This is a genomic window from Sphingopyxis sp. H050 (assembly GCF_001468265.1).
In the GTDB taxonomy this organism is placed as follows: Bacteria; Pseudomonadota; Alphaproteobacteria; order Sphingomonadales; family Sphingomonadaceae; genus Sphingopyxis.
Window position 1 is genome coordinate 39,810 of the sequence record NZ_LNRZ01000009.1, and the last position, 18,929, is coordinate 58,738.

At 62.4% G+C, this 18,929-nt stretch carries 16 protein-coding genes; 15 read left to right on the forward strand and 1 reads right to left on the reverse strand.

Annotated elements, in window-relative coordinates; translation table 11 throughout:
• The 15 genes from ATE67_RS16805 to ATE67_RS16870 all read left to right on the forward strand — a co-directional run bounded on the left by ATE67_RS16805 (position 1) and on the right by ATE67_RS16870 (position 18,415).
• The gene (locus ATE67_RS16805) at positions 1–510 is read left to right on the forward strand and encodes a hypothetical protein (RefSeq protein WP_156417085.1); all 510 of its coding nucleotides are present in this window, start codon (positions 1–3) and stop codon (positions 508–510) included.
• Positions 503–721 (forward strand): hypothetical protein, encoded by a 219-nt coding sequence (locus tag ATE67_RS21480; protein WP_156417086.1) that lies wholly within the window; start codon positions 503–505, stop codon positions 719–721. Before ATE67_RS16805 ends, ATE67_RS21480 begins: the two co-directional genes overlap by 8 nt.
• The gene (locus ATE67_RS16810; RefSeq protein ID WP_058817816.1) at positions 718–1,089 is read left to right on the forward strand and encodes a hypothetical protein; all 372 of its coding nucleotides are present in this window, start codon (positions 718–720) and stop codon (positions 1,087–1,089) included. Before ATE67_RS21480 ends, ATE67_RS16810 begins: the two co-directional genes overlap by 4 nt.
• Positions 1,086–2,906: a type IV secretion system DNA-binding domain-containing protein gene (locus tag ATE67_RS16815; RefSeq protein ID WP_058817817.1), complete on the forward strand. Its 1,821-nt coding sequence runs from the start codon at positions 1,086–1,088 to the stop codon at positions 2,904–2,906. The genes ATE67_RS16810 and ATE67_RS16815 overlap by 4 nt, the downstream gene beginning before the upstream one ends.
• Complete coding sequence (mobF, locus tag ATE67_RS16820) at positions 2,906–5,653, forward strand: MobF family relaxase (protein WP_058817818.1); 2,748 nt, start codon at positions 2,906–2,908, stop codon at positions 5,651–5,653. Before ATE67_RS16815 ends, mobF begins: the two co-directional genes overlap by 1 nt.
• 189 nt (positions 5,654–5,842) lie before the next feature.
• Positions 5,843–8,623, forward strand: a complete 2,781-nt coding sequence (locus ATE67_RS16825; protein ID WP_058817819.1) for a class I SAM-dependent DNA methyltransferase — start codon at positions 5,843–5,845, stop codon at positions 8,621–8,623.
• Positions 8,620–10,698, forward strand: a complete 2,079-nt coding sequence (locus tag ATE67_RS16830; RefSeq protein ID WP_058817820.1) for a DEAD/DEAH box helicase — start codon at positions 8,620–8,622, stop codon at positions 10,696–10,698. The genes ATE67_RS16825 and ATE67_RS16830 overlap by 4 nt, the downstream gene beginning before the upstream one ends.
• Positions 10,688–11,911, forward strand: coding sequence for a GIY-YIG nuclease family protein (locus ATE67_RS16835; RefSeq protein WP_058817821.1), 1,224 nt, complete (start codon positions 10,688–10,690; stop codon positions 11,909–11,911). Before ATE67_RS16830 ends, ATE67_RS16835 begins: the two co-directional genes overlap by 11 nt.
• Positions 11,912–11,946: 35 nt before the next feature.
• Positions 11,947–13,281 (forward strand): antiviral reverse transcriptase Drt3a, encoded by a 1,335-nt coding sequence (drt3a, locus tag ATE67_RS16840; RefSeq protein ID WP_156417087.1) that lies wholly within the window; start codon positions 11,947–11,949, stop codon positions 13,279–13,281.
• Positions 13,274–15,346, forward strand: a complete 2,073-nt coding sequence (gene drt3b / locus ATE67_RS16845; RefSeq protein ID WP_058817823.1) for an antiviral reverse transcriptase Drt3b — start codon at positions 13,274–13,276, stop codon at positions 15,344–15,346. Before drt3a ends, drt3b begins: the two co-directional genes overlap by 8 nt.
• Before the next feature lie 407 nt (positions 15,347–15,753).
• Positions 15,754–16,014 carry a hypothetical protein gene (locus tag ATE67_RS16850; protein WP_058817824.1) on the forward strand — a complete coding sequence of 87 codons (261 nt, stop codon included), beginning with the start codon at positions 15,754–15,756 and terminating at the stop codon, positions 16,012–16,014.
• A gap of 185 nt (positions 16,015–16,199) precedes the next feature.
• Positions 16,200–16,415 carry an ECs_2282 family putative zinc-binding protein gene (locus ATE67_RS22110; RefSeq protein ID WP_443028771.1) on the forward strand — a complete coding sequence of 72 codons (216 nt, stop codon included), beginning with the start codon at positions 16,200–16,202 and terminating at the stop codon, positions 16,413–16,415.
• A complete protein-coding gene (locus ATE67_RS16860; RefSeq protein WP_058817826.1) occupies positions 16,406–16,852 on the forward strand; it encodes a hypothetical protein in 447 nt (148 codons plus the stop codon). Before ATE67_RS22110 ends, ATE67_RS16860 begins: the two co-directional genes overlap by 10 nt.
• Positions 16,853–16,869: 17 nt before the next feature.
• A complete protein-coding gene (locus ATE67_RS16865) occupies positions 16,870–17,118 on the forward strand; it encodes a hypothetical protein (RefSeq protein WP_058817827.1) in 249 nt (82 codons plus the stop codon).
• A gap of 397 nt (positions 17,119–17,515) precedes the next feature.
• Positions 17,516–18,415 carry an ArdC family protein gene (locus tag ATE67_RS16870; protein WP_058817828.1) on the forward strand — a complete coding sequence of 300 codons (900 nt, stop codon included), beginning with the start codon at positions 17,516–17,518 and terminating at the stop codon, positions 18,413–18,415.
• Between the two features lie 116 nt (positions 18,416–18,531).
• On the opposite strand, the gene ATE67_RS16875 is transcribed toward ATE67_RS16870, so the two are convergent.
• On the reverse strand, positions 18,532–18,882 hold the full coding sequence (locus tag ATE67_RS16875; RefSeq protein ID WP_058817829.1) for a hypothetical protein: 351 nt from the start codon (positions 18,880–18,882) through the stop codon (positions 18,532–18,534).
• Positions 18,883–18,929 lie beyond the last annotated feature (47 nt).

Consider the following 18,929-nt stretch of genomic DNA (forward strand, 5'->3'; position numbering starts at 1 on the left):
ATGTCGTTTTTCCACCGGCCCCGACCCTCTCATCGTTCGGTGCCCCATACCGTTCAGGTTCCCAAGTCTCTGGTGGTCAATCTCATCCCGCTGATCGAGCGGCTCCTTGCTGATGACGACGACAGTTCCGCGTTGCGAACGGCTGTGCGGCCGTTCTTCTTCGGCGAACGGCCCCGCATCGCCATCCTGAAAGGCGAGGAGGTCTGGTTCCACCTTGAAGGCCCGCAATACGAATGCGGCGGACAGGTGTTCCCGCTCGGCGCTCAGATCTTTGTCGCTGACCGCGGGTGGCTCAGCCTCGGCCCGGCCGATGCAGCCACGCTCCATGCAAAGCTTCGCGAAGCTATCGACGCCGCCGCCTACCGATGGATCATCGAGCGGGGCCTGCTCGATCAGGTGCGTCCCCTCCGCGCCGAGCGCAACCGGCGCGTCGATGACCGCCTCGCACTTCGCCAGATGGCCGCTGCCGCGGGCTCGATCCAGCAGGAAAGCGAGCCAGACGATGACTGACATTCTCTCCGACAACAGGTTTCAAGAAGGCCACGATGCTGCGCATCGGGCCAACGATAAGAATACACACCCCACGCACGCGTGCGGCGAGCATTTCTGCGGGTTTGCCGCGATGCTGATAGCATCTCGCTATCCGCGAAACCTCGGGACTGGCGCAATTGCGCCATTTCTCGCGATGGCGGATCGCATCTCGGTAGGAGCGACGTCGTGACCGCCCGCGCCCAGACCGTGCGGCTCAATCCGTCGCAGCACCGCGTCCTGGCAGGGTTCGCCGCCAAGCGCGGATTAAGCGAATATGCGATGCTCGCCCGCATCGTCGATGCGGGCTTTGCCGCCATCCTGCATGGAGCCGACAAAGAGGCCGACACGCGCGAAATCGCCGCCGAGGTCGGGGTGATTTCTGAGCGTCTGGCGGAGGTCGAACGCGTGCTCGACCGCACGCTGTTCACCGCCTGCGCAGCCTACGCCTACGCCCGCCATTCCGCGCTCGGCACCCGCAAACCCGACGAGGTGATCGCCGCCGAAGCGCGCGCCGCCTTCGAGCGCCAGCGCTCGCTTGCCCTGGAGGTCGAACCATGACCCAGCCCCACGATTTCGCATCCCGGTCGCATTCGCTGTGGCGCATGCGCATGGCGCATTTTCAGCAGCGGTTCGGCTTCTTCTCCAAGCTCATTCTGGCCTGCACCGGGGCAGGTTCGATCATCTGGGCGCAGTTCACTTTGCCGGCCTGTGCGTGGACCGCTGCGGCCCAATGTCTTGGCGCCAAGCTGCTCCAGGTCTTCGCCGACATGGCCGGACAGGACATCAAGATGAATGTCGCGGTGGACGGCGAGAGGCTGACCGTTCCGGCGCGTGTTGTCGCCAGCCATCCGCTGTTTGCCGGGCCTTTCGATGCCGCGACAACGGCGCTGCTGATCGGGGCCTTGATGGGCCTCGTTTTGGGGGTGCTGACCGTCTGGCTGATCCAGCGCACCATGAAGACACAGGGACAGGATACGCTCGCCGACCGGGTGCTCGGCGGCACCCGGCTTGTCGGCCAGGACGTGCTCGCCGTGCACATTACGGACCGCGCCGGAGCCCGCTCGCTGGCCATCGGCCCGGTGCCGATCCCGCGCGGAATCGAGACCCGGCATTTCGCCTTCCTCGGCACCACCGGCAGCGGCAAGACCACCGCCTTGCGGCAGATGCTCGACCGTATCGAAGCGCGCGGCGAAGCGGCGCTGGTCTATGACACCAGCGGCGAATTCATCGCCCATTATTACGACCCCGCGCGCGGCGACGTGATCCTCAATCCGTTCGACGCCCGCTGCGCATTCTGGTCGCCGTTCGACGAGATCGCCCACCCCGCCGATGCCGACCGCATCGCCCGGCAGCTCGTCTCCGAAACCGGCAGCCAGGACGACGATGTCTGGCTGGAGACGAGCCGCATCCTTGTCGCCAACATGCTCCGTTCGCTCTGGGCCGAGGGCAACTGCAATCTCGAAGCCCTGCTTGAAGCCTTGCAGGTCAAGAGCAAGGAGCAATTGAAGCACTGGCTCGGCCATACCTCGTCGGCGCGGACCTTCGCCGACGACGCCGACCGCGCCACCGGCAGCGTCCTGTTCATGCTCGCCAAGGCCGCCAACCTGATCCAGTTCCTGCGGGTCGAGGACGACGGCGCGGCGCGCTTCGCCTTCCGCGAGTTCATTGCCGGCCTGGACGCGCGGCCGGGCGCGAAACCGTGGATTTTCGTGCCGCGCAAGGAGGATTATTTCGAGGCCGCGAAGCCGCTTATGGCCTGCTGGCTCGAATGCGCGGCGAGCGCGGTGCTCGGCCTCTCGCCGTCGCCCGAGCGGCGCATCTGGTTCGTGCTCGACGAGCTGGCCGACCTGCCCCGCGTCGAGAACCTTGCCCGCCTGCTGCCCGAAGGCCGCAAGTTTGGCGCGGCCATCGTGCTGACCTTTCAGGCGCTGGGGCAGATGCGCAATCGCTACGGTGCGAACATCGCTGAGGCCATGCTCGCCTGCTGCAATACCAAGCTGTTCCTCCAGACCGTCGACCGCGAAACGCGCCAGTGGGCGAGCCAGACCATCGGCGATTGCGAGGTCGAGATGCGTGTCGCGACCGACACGCTCGCCATGGGCAAGGACGCGCCGCGCACGACCATCGCCACCCAGCGCGCCTTCCGAGCCGCCGTGCTCGAAAGCGAGCTGCGGCTTGTCCCGCACCAAGGCTTTCTGCTGCTGCCCGATGGCCTGCCCGTGGCGCGCATCGCGCTGACCGCCGATCACATTGCGGCGCGCGGCCCCGCCCGTCAGCCCGCCTTCGTCGCCGGCGATCCGGCGGGGACATTGTGGAGCCGGGTGAGCGAGATCGCCAGGAGCGCTGCGCCCGATGCCAAACCGGGACCGGTCTGATGGTCGCCTCGATTTCGGCACTGTCTAGCGCCGGCCAGGCGGCGAGCTACTACGAGGCCGACGACTATTATGCCGAAGGTGGCCTTGCCCCGTCCGAATGGTTCGGCGAGGCCGCGCAGGCGCTGGGCCTGTCGGGCGAGGTGGACCGCGAGCAGTTCGCCGCGCTGCTGGAGGGTCAAGTCGCCGGCCAGCAACTCGGCACTATCCGCGATGGCAAGATCGAGCACCGGCCCGGATGGGATATTACCCTGTCCGCGCCCAAGTCGGTTTCGATCATGGCCGAGGTCGCGGGCGACAAGCGGCTGATCGCCGCCCACGGCGCGGCGGTCAAAGTCGCGCTGGCCCATGTCGAGAAGCACATGGCCGCAACCCGCATCAGAGAAGGTGGCGAGGTCCGGCGCGAAACAACCGGCAATCTGGCCATCGCCACCTTCCGTCATGCGACGAGCCGCGCGCAGGACCCGCAGCTTCACACCCACGCCGTTGTCATCAACGCCACCCAGGACAAGGAGGGTGCTTGGCGCAGTCTGGAACCGCGCGCCTTCTACCAGCTCCAGAAGGAGATCGGCGCGATTTACCGGCAGGAGCTGGCGCACGGCGTTGCCAGGCTCGGTTACCGAATCGAGTCGGGCAAGGATGCGATGTTCGAGATTGCCGGCGTGCCCGACAAGGTCATCGACGCGCTGAGCCAGCGCACGGCGGCGATCGACGCCCGGCTTGCCGAGCGCGGCACAAACCGGGAGCAGGCGAGCGCCGCCGAAAAGCAGATCGCCGCGCTCGATACCCGCGCGGCCAAGACCCATGCCGATCATCGCGCGCTGCGCGCCGACTGGCGCGCGACTGCCGACGCGATGGGGTTCGACCAGGCGGGACGCGAAAGACTCGTCGCCGAGGCGCAGGCGCGCGCTCGGGACCTCGACACCGCCGCCAGCCCGGAATTGGTGGCGCGGCAGGCGGTGGCCTTTGCCGCCGCGAAGCTGGCCGAGCGCGAGGCGGTCTTTGCCGCGAGCACGCTTGCGCGCACGGCGGGCGACTTTGCCCTTGGCCGGATCGGGCATGACCACATCGGTGCGGCTATTGCGGAGGCCGAGACGCGCGGCGAGCTTGTGGTCCGCACGTTCCTTGACCGGCGCGGCGCGGAATTTTCCGGCTTCACTACCTCGCAGGCCATCGAGACCGAGCGCACGATGCTGCGGCTCGAGACTGCCGGGCGCGGCGTAGCCGAGCCGCTGGCCAGCCCCATCACGGCAGCCCGAACGGTCGAGCGCGCCGCACGGCAATCGGCGCGAACCGGCTATGCCTGGACCGGGGACCAGAAGCGAGCGACTGCCGAGCTGCTGACCTCGCGGGATCGCGTCGCCGCCGTCCAGGGTTATGCCGGGACCGCCAAGACGACCACTGTGCTTGTCACCTATGCGCGCGAGGCGCAGCGGCGCGGCCTTGCGGTCACCGCGCTTGCGCCGACCGCATCGGCGGCCACCGTGCTGGGCGAAGCCCTTGGCTTGCGCGGCGACACCGTTGCCCGGCATCTGCTGACGCCGGAGTCTCGCCGCTCCGGCATGGATGCCGTCTGGATCGTCGATGAGGCCTCGCTGCTCTCCGCCTACGACATGGCCAAATTGATGGCCAGCGCCGACACGGCCGGTGCGCGGCTCGTCCTGGTGGGCGATGTGAAGCAGTTGGGCTCGGTTGGCGCAGGCGCTGCCTTCGCGCAGTTGCAGGAAGCGGGCATGGCCACCGCCAAGCTGGCCGAGGTGGTCCGCCAGACCAACGCCGAGACCCGCGAAGCCGTCATGGCATCGATCGAAGGCCACGCGGGCAAGGCGCTTGCTGCGCTGGAGCGCGGCGGCGGCAAGGTGATCGAGGCCCCCACGCCGGAGGAACGGCTTGCGGCCATAGCACGGCGCTACATCGCCTTGTCACCCGCCCAGCGCGCCCACACACTGGTCATCGAGCCCTCGCGCGACGGACGCGACAAGCTGACCGGCCTGATCCGTGAGCAGCTCGCGGCACGCGGGGAGCTTTCGGCGGACGCGCTCCGGTTTGCGGCGCTGGAGGCCAAAGGTCTGACGGGCGCCGAGGCGCGCGAGGCGGCGAGCTATGCCATTGGCGATGTTGTGCGGTTCAACCGGGATTATACCGCGAAAGCCGTGCTCCGGGGCGAAACCTTCACCGTCAGCACCGTCGATCCCGAGCGGGGCCGCGTTGCGCTGCAAGATAGCAAGGGCCGCGCGATCGATTGGCATCCCCGGCAATGGGGTGCGGGTAAGGTGGAGGTGTTCGAGGTCAGGCCGATGGAACTCCGGACCGGCGACCGCGTGCAATTCACCCGCAACGACCGCGATGCGGACCGGATCAACGGCCTTGGCGCAACCGTCACCAGCATCGATACGGCCGCGAACCGGGCGACGGTGAAGCTGGCGAACGGGCGCGAGCAGCGGCTCGACCTCTCCGATCCTCGCGACGCACATCTTCGCCATGTCTATGTGCAGACCGCCCACGCCGCGCAGGGCCAGACCGCCGAGCGAGTGCTGATCCACGCCGACAGCCGCTCGACCAATCTGGTCGACCAGAAGATGCTGTATGTCGCGCTCTCGCGCGCCAGGGCCGAGGCGATTGTCGTGACCGACGACAAGGACCGGCTTGTCCGCGCGATTTACGAGCGTGCGGGCGAAAAGCAGACCGCCATGTCTGCGACTGTGCCGGAACCCGCCAAGTCGAAGGCGATGGATGCCGGGATCGGCTGACGGCATGACCGGCGGCCTGCTCCCCACCACATTAAGGAAAGTTATCTTCCGCTGTGGCATGATGACCGCGCGGCCATAATTCAGCTATGGCTATGTTCCTGTCTGCGGGGGGAATCGACCGCTGGACTTTCCCGAACCAGTGCGATGCCCCGCATCCATTGGGCGTATGAGATTTGGAAGCGCGATCGAATGAATGCTGTCGAGATTGAGGAAGCGGTTTCCGCACTGGCCGAGCAGCCATTCGACGCCGACGAGTTTCCGTTCCAGTTCCTGACTGCCTTCGGGAACAAGGACACCACGATCAAGCGCCTGCGCGCGGGCGCGTCAAACAAGTCCGATATCGGCGGCGTCCTGCAAACCAACAACATCCACCTTGCCACAGCCGCACCGGGCGCGGTCACCCAGACCCTCGCCGCCCTCAAAGCCAGCCCGGCGACCGCAAGGGCCAAGGCCAAGTTCGTGCTCGCCAGCGATGGCGACAGCTTCGAGGCCGAGGATCTTGAATCGGGCGAGACGCTCGCTTGCGACTACGCCGATTTCCCGAACCACTTCGGCTTCTTTCTCCCGCTGGCCGGGATCACCACCGTCAAGCAGGTCCGCGAGAGCAGCTTCGACATTCGGGCCACGAGCCGCCTCAACCGGCTCTATGTCGAGCTGCTGAAGGACAACCCCGATTGGGGCACCGCCGAGCGCCGCCCCGACATGAACCACTTCATGGCCCGGCTGATCTTCTGCTTCTTCGCCGAAGACACCGACATCTTCCATCGTAGCTACCGCTTCACCGACACGGTGGAGAAGATGAGCGAGCGGGACTCGTCGAACACCCATGAGGTGATCAGCGAGTTGTTCCGGGCGATGAACACCAAGATCGCCGACCGGAAGGAGGCCGGGATTGCCCGCTGGGCCGACCCGTTCCCCTATGTGAACGGAGAACTCTTCTCCGGCAGCATCGAGGTCCCACGCTTCAGCCGCATCGCCCGGTCCTATCTGCTCCACATCGGCAGCCTCGACTGGACCAGGATCAACCCGGACATTTTCGGGTCGATGATTCAGGCCGTCGCCGATGACGAGGAGCGCGGCGCGCTGGGGATGCACTACACCAGCGTTCCCAACATCCTGAAAGTGCTCAATCCGCTCTTTCTCGACGACCTGCGGGAAAAGCTGGCGGAAGCGGGCGACAATCCGCGCAAGCTGCTGAACCTGCGCAACCGCATGGCGAAAATTCGCGTGTTCGACCCGGCCTGCGGCAGCGGCAATTTCCTCGTCATCGCCTACAAGCAGATGCGGGAGATCGAAGCCGAGATTAACCGGCGGCGCGGCGAGGCAAGCCGCAAGTCCGATATTCCGCTCACCAATTTTCGCGGCATCGAGCTGCGGGACTTCCCCGCCGAGGTGGCGCGGCTCGCGCTTATCATCGCCGAGTTCCAGTGCGACGTTCTCTATCGCGGCCAACAGCTCGCCTTGAACGAGTTCCTGCCGCTCAACGCCGAAAACTGGATTACCTGCGGCAACGCGCTTCGGCTCGACTGGCTCAGCATTTGCCCGCCCACGGGGACCGGCGTGAAACTGGTCGGGGACGATCTGTTCGCCACGCCGCTCGATCAGGCGCAAATCGACTTCGAGAACGAAGGCGGCGAAACGTATATTTGCGGAAACCCGCCGTACCTGGGCGCTAAGTGGCAAAATAGTGAGCAAAAATCCGAGCTGCAGGGCATCTTCGAACACAGAACAAAAAGTTGGAAGTCGCTCGATTATGTGGCTGGATGGTTCATGAAAGCGGCAGACTATGGCACGCGGACCGACTCTGCGGCAGCCTTCGTGTCCACGAACTCTATCTGCCAAGGTCAGCAAGTGCCAATTCTATGGCCACTCATTTTCGAGACTGATCATGAAATTTTCTTTGCGCACACATCATTTCGATGGGCAAACCTGGCGAGTAACAACGCCGGCGTCACCGTTGCCATCGTGGGAATCTCAAGACGCCCCATTAACGTCCGACGTTTGTTTTCAATATCTGATGAGGGAGAGTTAATCGAGCGGGGAGTTGGCTTCATCAATGCCTACCTAATTGCTGGCCCCAACACGGTAGTCGAACAAGCGCGGAGTCCGATCGCGGGGACCTCACCGATGTTGTTCGGTAATATGCCGCGTGACGGCGGGAGCTTTATTCTGAGTGGCGACGAGCGGGTTAGGACGCTCAGCGATTTCCCCGACCTCGATCGGTTTATCCGACCATATTTTGGTTCTGAGGAGATGATCCAAGGGAAGCGCCGGTGGTGTTTCTGGATTGAGGATGCTGAGCTTGCCGCTGCAAGAGAACATCCGCATCTGAAAGCCGTCATGAGCAAAGTCGAACAGTTCAGGCTATCAAGCGGAGCTGGCTCTACGCGCGACTTTGCGGCTCACCCCCATCGATTCGTGCAGATCGCTGGAACCGCCGTCCAACACTCTCTTGTCGTAGCGAAGGTATCATCGGAGAAAAGACCATACATTCCTATTGATTTGCTCGGCGGTGACGCGATCGCTAGCGACCTACTATTTGCGCTTTATGATGCACCACTATTTAACCTCGCCCTAATTGCATCGCGTCTGCATCTTGTCTGGATCGCGACCGTCTGTGGCAAGCTGGAAACCCGATACCGCTATTCGAACACGCTGGGCTGGAACACCTTTCCGGTGCCCACGCTGACCGATAAGAACAGGGATGACCTGACCCGCTGCGCAGAGGACATTTTGCTCGCGCGCGAGGCGCATTTCCCCGCCACCATTGCCGACCTCTACGATCCCGAGGCGATGCCCGCCGATCTGCGCGAAGCCCATGAGCGCAACGACGAGGTGCTGGAGCGCATATATATCGGGCGGCGATTCAAGAACGACACCGAGCGGCTGGAAAAGCTGTTCGAACTATACACCAAGATGACCGCTGGATCGGGGACGACCAAGAAGCGGAAGGCGGGGGCGAGCGCGTGACCATCCACAAGAAGAATGTTCCATCCGTTTCGGTATCCTACGCCCGCAACGGCAATTCCGCGAAGTCCAATGCCCTCGGCATGCGGCCGATGCAGGAGCGCGCTTACGAGAAGCGCGGCGAGCAATATCTGCTTATCAAGTCGCCGCCAGCCTCGGGCAAGAGCCGCGCGCTCATGTTCATTGCGCTCGACAAGCTGGCCAACCAAGGCTTGAAGCAGGCCATCATCGTCGTGCCGGAAAAGAGCATCGGCTCCAGCTTCGCCGACGAGCCGCTGACCCGGTTCGGCTTTTGGGCCGACTGGACCGTGGCCCCGAAATGGAACCTCTGCAACGCGCCGGGCGAGGACGGGGGCAAGGTCAACAGCGTCGGCAGCTTCCTTGCCAGCGATGACAAGGTGCTGGTCTGCACCCACGCCACGTTCCGGTTCGCGGTGGAGCGGTTCGGCATCGAAGCCTTCGATGGCCGACTGATCGCGGTGGACGAGTTCCACCATGTTTCCGTAGGCGAGGACAACAAGTTGGGTCGGCAGTTGGGCGAGCTTATCGCCCGCGACAGGGTGCATATCGTCGCCATGACCGGCAGCTATTTCCGGGGCGACGCCGAAGCCGTGCTCGCCCCCGGCGACGAGGCGAAGTTCGATACCGTCACCTATACCTACTATGAGCAGCTCAACGGCTACGAGTATCTAAAGCAGCTCGACATCGGTTATTTCTTCTATTCCGGCTCCTACACCGACGATATTCTCGCGGTGCTAGACCCGGCCGAGAAGACCATCATCCACATTCCCAACGTCAATTCGCGCGAGAGCACAAAGGACAAAATCAGGGAGGTGGAGCACATCATCGAGGAGCTGGGTGATTGGCAGGGGGCCGACCCGGCTACCGGATTCCAGCTTGTGAAAACCGAAGATGGCCGGACGCTGCGCATTGCCGACCTGGTCGACGACGACCCAACCAAGCGCGACCGCGTTTCCGCCGCGCTCAAGGACCCGGCTCAGAAGAACAACCGTGATCATGTCGACATCATCATCGCCCTTGGCATGGCCAAGGAAGGCTTCGACTGGATTTGGTGCGAACACGCGCTGACCGTCGGCTATCGCGCCAGTCTGACCGAGATCGTGCAGATCATCGGCCGCGCGACCCGCGATGCACCGGGCAAGACTCGCGCGCGTTTCACCAACCTGATCGCCGAGCCCGATGCTTCCGAGTCCGCCGTAACCGAAGCGGTCAACGACACCCTCAAGGCTATCGCCGCGAGCCTGCTCATGGAGCAGGTGCTGGCGCCGCGCTTCAACTTCACGCCCAAGAATCCGCAGAGCGGCCCTGCGCCCGGCTTCGATTACGGCGACGAAGGATACCAGCCCGACAAATGCAATGTCGGCTTCAACGGGCAGACCGGCCAGTTCCAGATCGAGATCAGGGGCCTTGTCGAACCCAAGAGCGAGCAGGCCGCGCGCATCTGCAAGGAGGATTTGAACGAGGTGATTGCCACCTTCGTTCAGGACAAGGCTGCGATCGAGCGCGGGCTGTTCGACGAGGAGCTGGTGCCCGAGGAGCTGACCCAGCTTCGCCTGGGCAAGATCATCAAGGACAAATACCCCGAGCTGGACGAGGAGGATCAGGAGGCCGTGCGCCAGCACGCCATCGCCGCCCTCAATCTCACCCAGCAGGCCGCGCGCATCGCGCTTGGCGACGACAAGAAGGCGAACGGTGGCGATGATTCCGAACCGAGCGTCAACACCGCGCTGATCGACGGCGTGCGCAAGTTCGCGATGGACGTGCGCGAGCTGGACATCGACCTGATCGACCGCATCAATCCGTTCCAGGAAGCCTATGCGATCCTCGCCAAAACCATGAGCGAGGACAGCCTGAAACAGGTCGCCGCCGCAATTTCCGCCAAGCGCACCACAATGTCGCCCGAAGAGGCCAAAGACCTTGCGGTGCGCGCGGCGCGCTTCATCAAGGAACGGGAGCGGCCACCGTCCATCACGTCGTCCGACGCGTGGGAACGCCGGTTGGCCGAAGGCGCCGCCGCCTTCATGCGATACAAGAAAGAGGGCCGCTATGACGGATGACCTCGATCTCGATGCCCTCGCCCACGCCCTCGCCGACTTCGCTCCGCCCGAGACGAAGGTCGGGCGCGGCCCGCGCGAGGAGCGCATCATCGCCGGATTTGAAGAGATCCAGCGATTTGTCGAGCAGCATGGCCACGCGCCGCGTCATGGCGAAGGCCGCGACATCTTCGAGCGCCTCTATGCCACGCGCCTCGACCGACTGCGCGCGCTGGAGGATTGCCGCGCGCTGTTGGAGCCGCTGGACCATCAGAGCCTGCTCGCCGGTGGCGAAGCCGAGGCCGCTGCCCCGGTCGAGGACATAGACACCGACGCGCTGCTGGCCGAGCTGGAGGGCGCGCTTGGCCCGTCCGACATTTCCGACCTCCGCCATGTCCGCACGGCAGATGAAAAGCGCGCTGCCGAGGAAATCGCCAATCGCGAGAAATGCGAGGACTTCGAGAGGTTCAAGCCGCTGTTCGAGCAGGTGCAACACGATTTGGATTCCAGACTTCGCGAGACCCGTCCCATCGTGAAGGACGCGGGTTTCCTCAAAGCCGATATCACCCAGGGTCAGTTTTTCATCCTTGGCGGGCAGGTTGCCTATGTCGCCGAGGTTGGCGAGACAATTACCGCGCCCAACGGAGAAACAGACGCCCGACTGCGCGTCATCTATTCCAATGGCACCGAGAGCAACTTGCTTCGCCGCTCGCTCCAGAGGGCGCTATATAAAGACGACGCCGGGCGGCGGATAACCGAACCGGAGGCTGGGCCGCTGTTTGTCCGGGAAGAGCGTTCGCCCTTCTCTGGGCAATCCGGGGAAGATGACCTCGCCAGCGGCACGATCTACGTCCTGCGCAGCAAGTCCGACCACCCGCTGGTCGCGGCCAACCGGGACGTGTTGCACAAGATCGGCGTGACCGGCGGCGACGTGGCCAGACGCCTGGCCAACTGCAAGCTGGACCCGACCTTCCTGATGGCCGACGTGGAAATCGTCGCCACCTACACGCTCTACAACATCAACCGCGTGAAGCTCGAAAACCTGATCCACCGTATCTTCGATCCGGCGCGGCTCGACATCGAGATCAAGGACCGTTTCGGCCTCCCCGTCATCCCGCGCGAATGGTTTCTCGTGCCGCGCTTCGTGGTTGACGATGCTGTCGAGAAGATCAGGGACGGCACGATCACCGAGTTCTCCTACGATCCGAAACTGGCGCGTCTGGTTCGACGCGCATGATTGAGGTCGGGGGGTAAACTGTCGTGCTCGACCAAATGTTCACTGCGGAAAATTTCCGCCGCATCTATGACGCCGAGAACCGTAAGGGGCTCGACTTGGCGAGCCGCTATTTTCCGACGCTTGAACCGCTGACCCTCGCGGTTCGTGACAAGGTGCAGGACATTCGCGATCATCGCGCGCTCGAAGCAACGATGGCAGCCGATGTCTTCGAGGCGATGCTGGTCACACTGAAAACCGAACTCGCCGCCTTGAAGGCCGACAAGTCAGCGGCCGTCGATGTCCTCATGGATGACATCAGCCAGAAGGTCCTCATGCCGGGCTTCAAGATCGAGCTGTCACAGAAGACCGGGCCACAGGGAAAGCCGGTCTACTGCATCGACGCGGAGCCCGAGACCTTCTTCGTGATCAAGCAGCTCCAACGAAACATCCACCGCATTTACGGTGTGAAACAGGCAAACCGGCAGGACCTAGTATGCCAGCTTCGGGACATGCTTAACAGCAGCTTTCCTTTCGAGCTGGTCCGTACCGATATCTCGTCGTTCTATGAGAGCATTGACCGCAAGCGCCTGATCGAGAAGCTAGATCGCGATCAGCTGTTGAGCCCCGCATCGAAGAAATACATCAAGCAGGTGCTGGACTCCTACGGCGTGAAATCCGGCGCGGCGAAGGGTGTTCCGCGTGGTGTCGGAATCAGCGCTTATCTGGCCGAGCTGTATTTGCGACCGGTCGATAACGCGATCCGGACAATTCCCGGCATGGTTCTCTACTGCCGGTTTGTAGATGATATCGTCGCAGTTTTTGCCCGACCGCCAGCAGGCAATAGCCTCGGTTCGTTCAAGGACCGGATCATCGCCATATTTGGTGATAACGCCCTCACGCACAACCCGGCAAAAACGCATGAATTCGCGTTGGCCGATCCTGCTCCCAAGGCCTTTGAGTATCTGGGCTATCGTCTCAGCCTGACCGGCACGAAATTCGAGATTGGCCCGAGCGCGGCGAAGGTCGATAAATATCGCACACGAATGAATGCCGCGTTCGAGGCCTACTGGGAGCGGCGTCCGCTTGGTCCAAGGCGCGCGTACCGGGAGCTTGTTGCGCGCATCAAGTTCTTGACGGGCAACACGCGCCTTTCAAACAGCAAGTCGCGGGCCGCCACCGGCATCTATTACAACAATTCAATCGCAACCGACCTGTCGAGCTTCGATCAGCTCGACAAAGAGCTGAAGGTGCTTGTCGACGCGCTCAAGAGCAGCAGCCTACAAAAGCAATTGAAGAAGCTGAAGTTCTCGACCGGATTTGTGCAGCGCCGCTATCACAATTTCAGCACGAGAGAGTTGCAGATGATCGTGAAGGCCTGGAAACATGGCTAAGCGGCGCGTCTCTCTCACCCATCGAAAACAACGATCAGTTCTCACGGACATGTTGCCCTTTGAGGTGCCACCAACCTTTTCCAATCGGGGCTACTACCGTTTCCTGCGCGACAACAGCATCGAGATCGAAAACGGTCAGTTGCGCTGGATTTGCGAGACGGATGCCCTGGATCGGACGATGCGGCTTCTGTTCGGCATCGATCCCTCCGCCGATATCACCCCTGAGGTCGTGACCGAGTGGGGTAAGCAGAAAGCCCGCAGATCGGTCCCTCTCAAAAAATGCAAGATGGCGACCATGCCTTTCAATTTCCGTGTCGCCCACAATCTTGACGGCCGGACCTTGAGCGTCGTGCATCCGCGCAATCAGGTCGAGGTGGCAAGCTTTTATGCCACCCACAGCGCGCTGATCATCTATCACACTTCCGTAAGCGAGTTTTCAATCCGCCGCCCGGTTTCGGTGTCGCGCTATGCCTACTTCAAGGACAAGCTCCATGAAGAGCGGCTTGATTCCGTCGCCGGGCTGGAGGAAGAGGATCGCGAGTACGAGCAGCTCGGCTCCTATTTCGTGTATCGGAAATACCGGAACATCCACCGCTTCTTTGAATCGTACAAATACCACCGCAGCGAGAAAAAGTACGATGCGATGGTGCAGATCGACGTGAGCAAGTGCTTCGACAGCATCTATACCCACTCGCTTCCTTGGGCCGTGCTGGGCAAGGACCAGACGAAATTCAGCCTCGATGCCTCAAAGGGCACCTTCGGCGGACGTTTCGACGCCCTTATGCAGAACCTGAATCACAAAGAGACCAACGGCATCGTCATCGGCCCCGAGTTCTCGCGGATTTTTGCCGAGATCATTTTGCAATCGGTCGATTCAGAGCTGATTAGGCAGTTGGCAGAAGGGGCCAATCTGACCCACAAGGTCGATTACGAAATCTTCCGGTACGTCGATGACTTCTTCGTTTTCTACAACGAGGAGTCCACCCAGCTTAAGATTTTCGAGACGCTTCAGGACATCCTGAAGGGCAAAAAACTCAGCATCAACACGGCCAAGATCAAGCATTACCAGAAGCCGATCATCACCGAAATCACGATCGCCAAGGAACGCATCTCGGCCCTTCTGAATGCCGAGATCGATCCAGCTTGCGAGGAGGAGCCCCTGGCCGATCCGACCAAGCCTCCCAAGCAAAAGCTGGTCTGCTCAATCAACGCAAACCGCCTGATCATCCGGTACAAGGCCGCGATCAAGGAGGCAGGCGTCACCTATGGCGACCTGTTGAACTACACGTTCGCAATCACCGAGAACAAGATCGAGAAGCTCTTCAAGGCCTATGTCGCCAGCGACAAGTCAGACCGCGACCGCAAACGTCTCTCCAACGCATTGCTGGCCATCATGGAGTTTGCCTTTTTCGCGTACTCGGCCAGCCCAAAGGTCAATCACACCATCCGCCTATGCCGGATGATCGCGACTTCGGTGGATTTTCTGCACGCTCAGGGCCTGCCCTACGAGCAGAAACACCTGCTCTTTAAGTATGTCCACGACAATGTGATGCAGCAGCTCGAAAAGAACACGATGAGCGTTCATCGCGAGGTCGAGAGTCTCTATCTTCTCATCGCACTGCCGCAGATTGGCCGGGAATATTGGTTGCCAGTCTCCGTCCTTCTCCGGCATTTCCTGATTAAAGAGGAAGAGAACACGGGAAATTACATTCGCCCCACGGGGTTCATGAATCACTTCTCCGTCACGATCCTGCTTTCCTACATCAAAGACAAGGTCCGGTATGCGAAGCTGAAAATTTTCATCGAGGCGCATATCATCGCCAAGCTCGAATACATGAAGGCCCATTGCCCCGATGACGCCGAGACACTGATCATGCTTCTCGACCTCGTCGTCTGCCCTTATATCAGCGCTGCAACCAAGGATGCCATAGGGCTGATTTTCAAGCTGGATGCAGCAGGCCTGGCATCTGTTCAGGCCGCCAACGATCACTGGTTTACCGCTTGGGGCGATAAATTCGATCTCGGGAAGGAGCTGGACGCAAAGCGCAGCCGTGAGGTATACTGAGCTCGGCGCTCCGCTTTACCCGTAATGGCTGTTGGCAGCCCACACACAAGCGCCCTCTCTTCTCCTATATCAATTGGGGGTTGGGTAATCAGGCGGTAGGAGCGGGCCGTCTCACCCACAAGACTGACTCCCTCGCTGCTGTCCGTGTTTGCTCGGCTCTAGTCGGTACGCTGTCGATTCCGGTCGTCACGCTCATCTTGTCGAGCAGCCGCGAATGTGACGGGCCTCGTTCGTGGATTCACTGGCTTGGCTAGGTCGGGCGTCAATCGCGGGCGCTTCCGCACTTCGTTTGTGCAGCTTCCCCTTCGGGCGGCCTCCAGCCGGCATGACCCCGCGACCTCTTGGCCGCGCCCTGTTCTCCACATCGGCCGCAACAGTTGCGGCTCGGTTTGACAAGGAGAACTGACATGACCACCGAATCCCCCAACAGCCCCGCCTTCATGCTCTACCGCGTCGACGGCAACGGGCCCGAAGCCCGCTGGACCCGTATCGGCGCCGCCTGGGCGAACAAGGACCGCAAGGGCTTCAACCTCCTCTGCGACGCCGTTCCGCTACAAGGCCGCATCGTCATGCGGGCCTATACCCCGAAGCCGAAAGCCCAGGCCGAGGCCGACACTGACGCCGATTCCAAGGCTGCGGCGAGCGCTAGGAAGGCCGGTGGGCGCTAAGCGCCCCCCGACCACGGCCACACGCTCCCGGTTGCCTACCCTAACAGCCCGGCCTGATCATTCCGGCCGGGCTCTTTTGTTCCCCTCACGAGCCCCTCGGAAGGTCTATCCAGACAGGGTGCGTTCCGCTATTGTTCCGTTTTCGATTTGAGGATGGTCGGATGAAGGATAGCTATGATCGTTCGATGAGCCTCCAGTGTCCCACTTGTGGCGGTGAGAGCTTCGAACACGAAGACCTTAAGCCGGACGTACGATGCGTCAGGTGTGATCGCGTGATGACGAAGGACGAGTTGCGAGAAGCTAACGGCGCTCGCATCGAGGCAGAGGTGGATGCGTTGAAAGCCGAGGTGATGAAGGACGTTAAGGCCGACTTCGCGAAGATATTCAAGAAATGGAAGTGACCGTTAGCGATGTCATGGCGGTCGCGGCGTTCGGACTTTCAGCCTTCGCGCTCTGGCGCCAACGGAAGAGCGATGATCTTGCGCGCCATCTGAACCAACTACTCATCCAGAAAGAAACGGGCGAGACGGTCGCGGCGAAGAAAGGCGAACTGTCGGCCAATTTCGTTAATACTGGCAAGTCCTCTTACCAATTCCGGATATACAATCGAGGCAAGGGTAGCGCGCGAAATATCCGCTTCGAGATTCTGGACGGCGAGGACCTGTTCCGCGTCGCCGGGACCGCGGAAAAGTTCCCGTACCCATCCCTGGAACCCCATCAGGCTATCAACCTTCCGGTCCGCGTCCATATGCAGTCGCCTCGGCGAGCCACGGTGAAGCTCGCCTGGGATGATGATGCGGGTGGCGGCGAGAAGACCATCACTGACGACGTGTTTTGAAGCAATGGAGCAATAGGATGGAATTGCGTTTTGCGCTTAGTGGATCGGTTCTTTTTTCTACCGACGCCGATTGCGTTCCGCCCGTAGGATCGAAGGTCACGATCCGCACGGAAGGCTACAAGAAGGGATTGCACGGCGGCTCTCTCATCTCGTTCCCGGTCTCGGACGAATGGCCTCCCGAATACGATTTCAGCGAGGGCCGCGCGATCGTTTACATCGACGTGAACAACTATGAGGTGCTTGAGGAGGGGCCATCGCCCGACTGACTTGGCATCGGCTCGTCCAGCGTATCACAAGATCCGATTCCTTTGCTTTGATATATACTTGCCCGGCGTCCCCTTCGGGCCGGGCTGTATCGCTGGCGCGACGGAACCCGCGACGCGGTTTCCGCCCATGCGGGTTGCCATCCCTGACGCGGCATAGGGCGGCTTCGCGCGCCCTGCATTGAGCGCCGCCAGCAGCGTGGCCTTTTCCTGTTTCGAGGAAGAAAGAGGCTCTGCCTCTCTCTCCCTGCAAGGTGCCGCTTTGGGGCCGTGGCTCACTTTGTTGCGCCCGCACCACCCCCGGCACCGGACCTTGCTCCCTCTCTCTCCGCCCCTCGCCGGGTCGGCAGGGGTCATGCGCGGCACGACCCGCTGCGCGGATTGGAAGGGAGTAAGGACGATGACCAAGCAAGACCCCCAGACCCGCATCACCGACCGTATTCTGGCCGAGCTTGCGCAGGGCACCCGCCCTTGGGCGAAACCGTGGAGCGGCGGCGACATGGCAGCGGGGCAGACCCGTCCTTTGCGCGCCACCGGCCAGCCCTATCGCGGGATCAATGTCCTGCTCTTGTGGATCGAGGCCCAGGCGTCCGGCTTTGTCAGCCCGTCATGGATGACCTACCGCCAAGCGCAGGCCTTGGGCGCGCAGGTGCGCAAGGGCGAGCGCGGCGCAGCCGTGGTTTACTACGGCGACAGCAGCAAGACCGTGCGCGACGAGACCAGCGGCGAGGACCGGGAACAGGCGTTCCGGTTCCTGAAAACCTACACCGTGTTTAACGTCGCGCAGATCGACGGCTTGCCCGAGCGGTTCCATATCGTGCCCGAACCCGCGCCGGAGGTGGAACGCATCGCTGCCGCCGAGGCGTTCTTTGCCAGCATCCCCGCGACCGTGAACCACGGCGGCGACAAGGCCTATTACACGCCGTCGGCCGACCGCATCCAGCTTCCGCCCTTCGCGGCGTTCCACGACGCCCATGGATATTACACCACGAGGGGCCATGAGACCGTCCATTGGACTCGCCACGAGAGCCGATTGAACCGCAGCTTCGGCCGCGAGAAATGGGGCGACGAAGGCTATGCCCGCGAGGAACTGGTTGCCGAGCTGGGCGCGGCGTTCCTCGCCGCCGATCTTGGGCTTTGCATCGAGCCGCGCCCCGACCATGCCAGCTACATCGCCAGCTGGATCAAGGTGCTGCAGGACGACACCCGCGCCATCGTACAAGCCGCCGCTCACGCCGAGCGCGCGGTAGCCTACCTGCACCAACTGGCGAACGGCGAGGCGGTGAAGGAGGCGGCATGAGCCGCCGATGATCGAGGCCGCCCCGTCAGGGGCGGCCGCCTTCCTTGACCCGCCCTCCCTCCCCGGCGTCGGGCCGCTCCCTCCGGTCGCGGCCCGGGTTTCAGGAATTCATGCAATCAGATCATCTGGTCGAGCGCGGCCATGGTCTCGGCCAGCACGCGCCTTAGCGAGAGCAGGCTCGCGCCGAGCGACAGCTCCGGCCGCTCGGCCATCAGCATCATCGCCTTGAGCACCGCATTGGATTCCCGCGCCAGCAGGATCAGATGGACCCCGCTCGGCGCGTTGGTGCCGCTCAGCCAATTCTTCGCGGTGCGCGCGCTGACGCCCGTCCACTTCATGATCATCTTCGCGCCGTTGCGCGCCGATCCGAACTCGACCTTCAAGGCCGAGGCGATCACTTGCGCGAATTCCCGGTCGGTCAGCGCATCGCGCCCGACCGGAAATGAACTGCCCTTCTTTGGAAACATCCTGCCTCTCCTTTGCTGGTAGAGAGGCAAGAGCAGTCTGCGAGGTA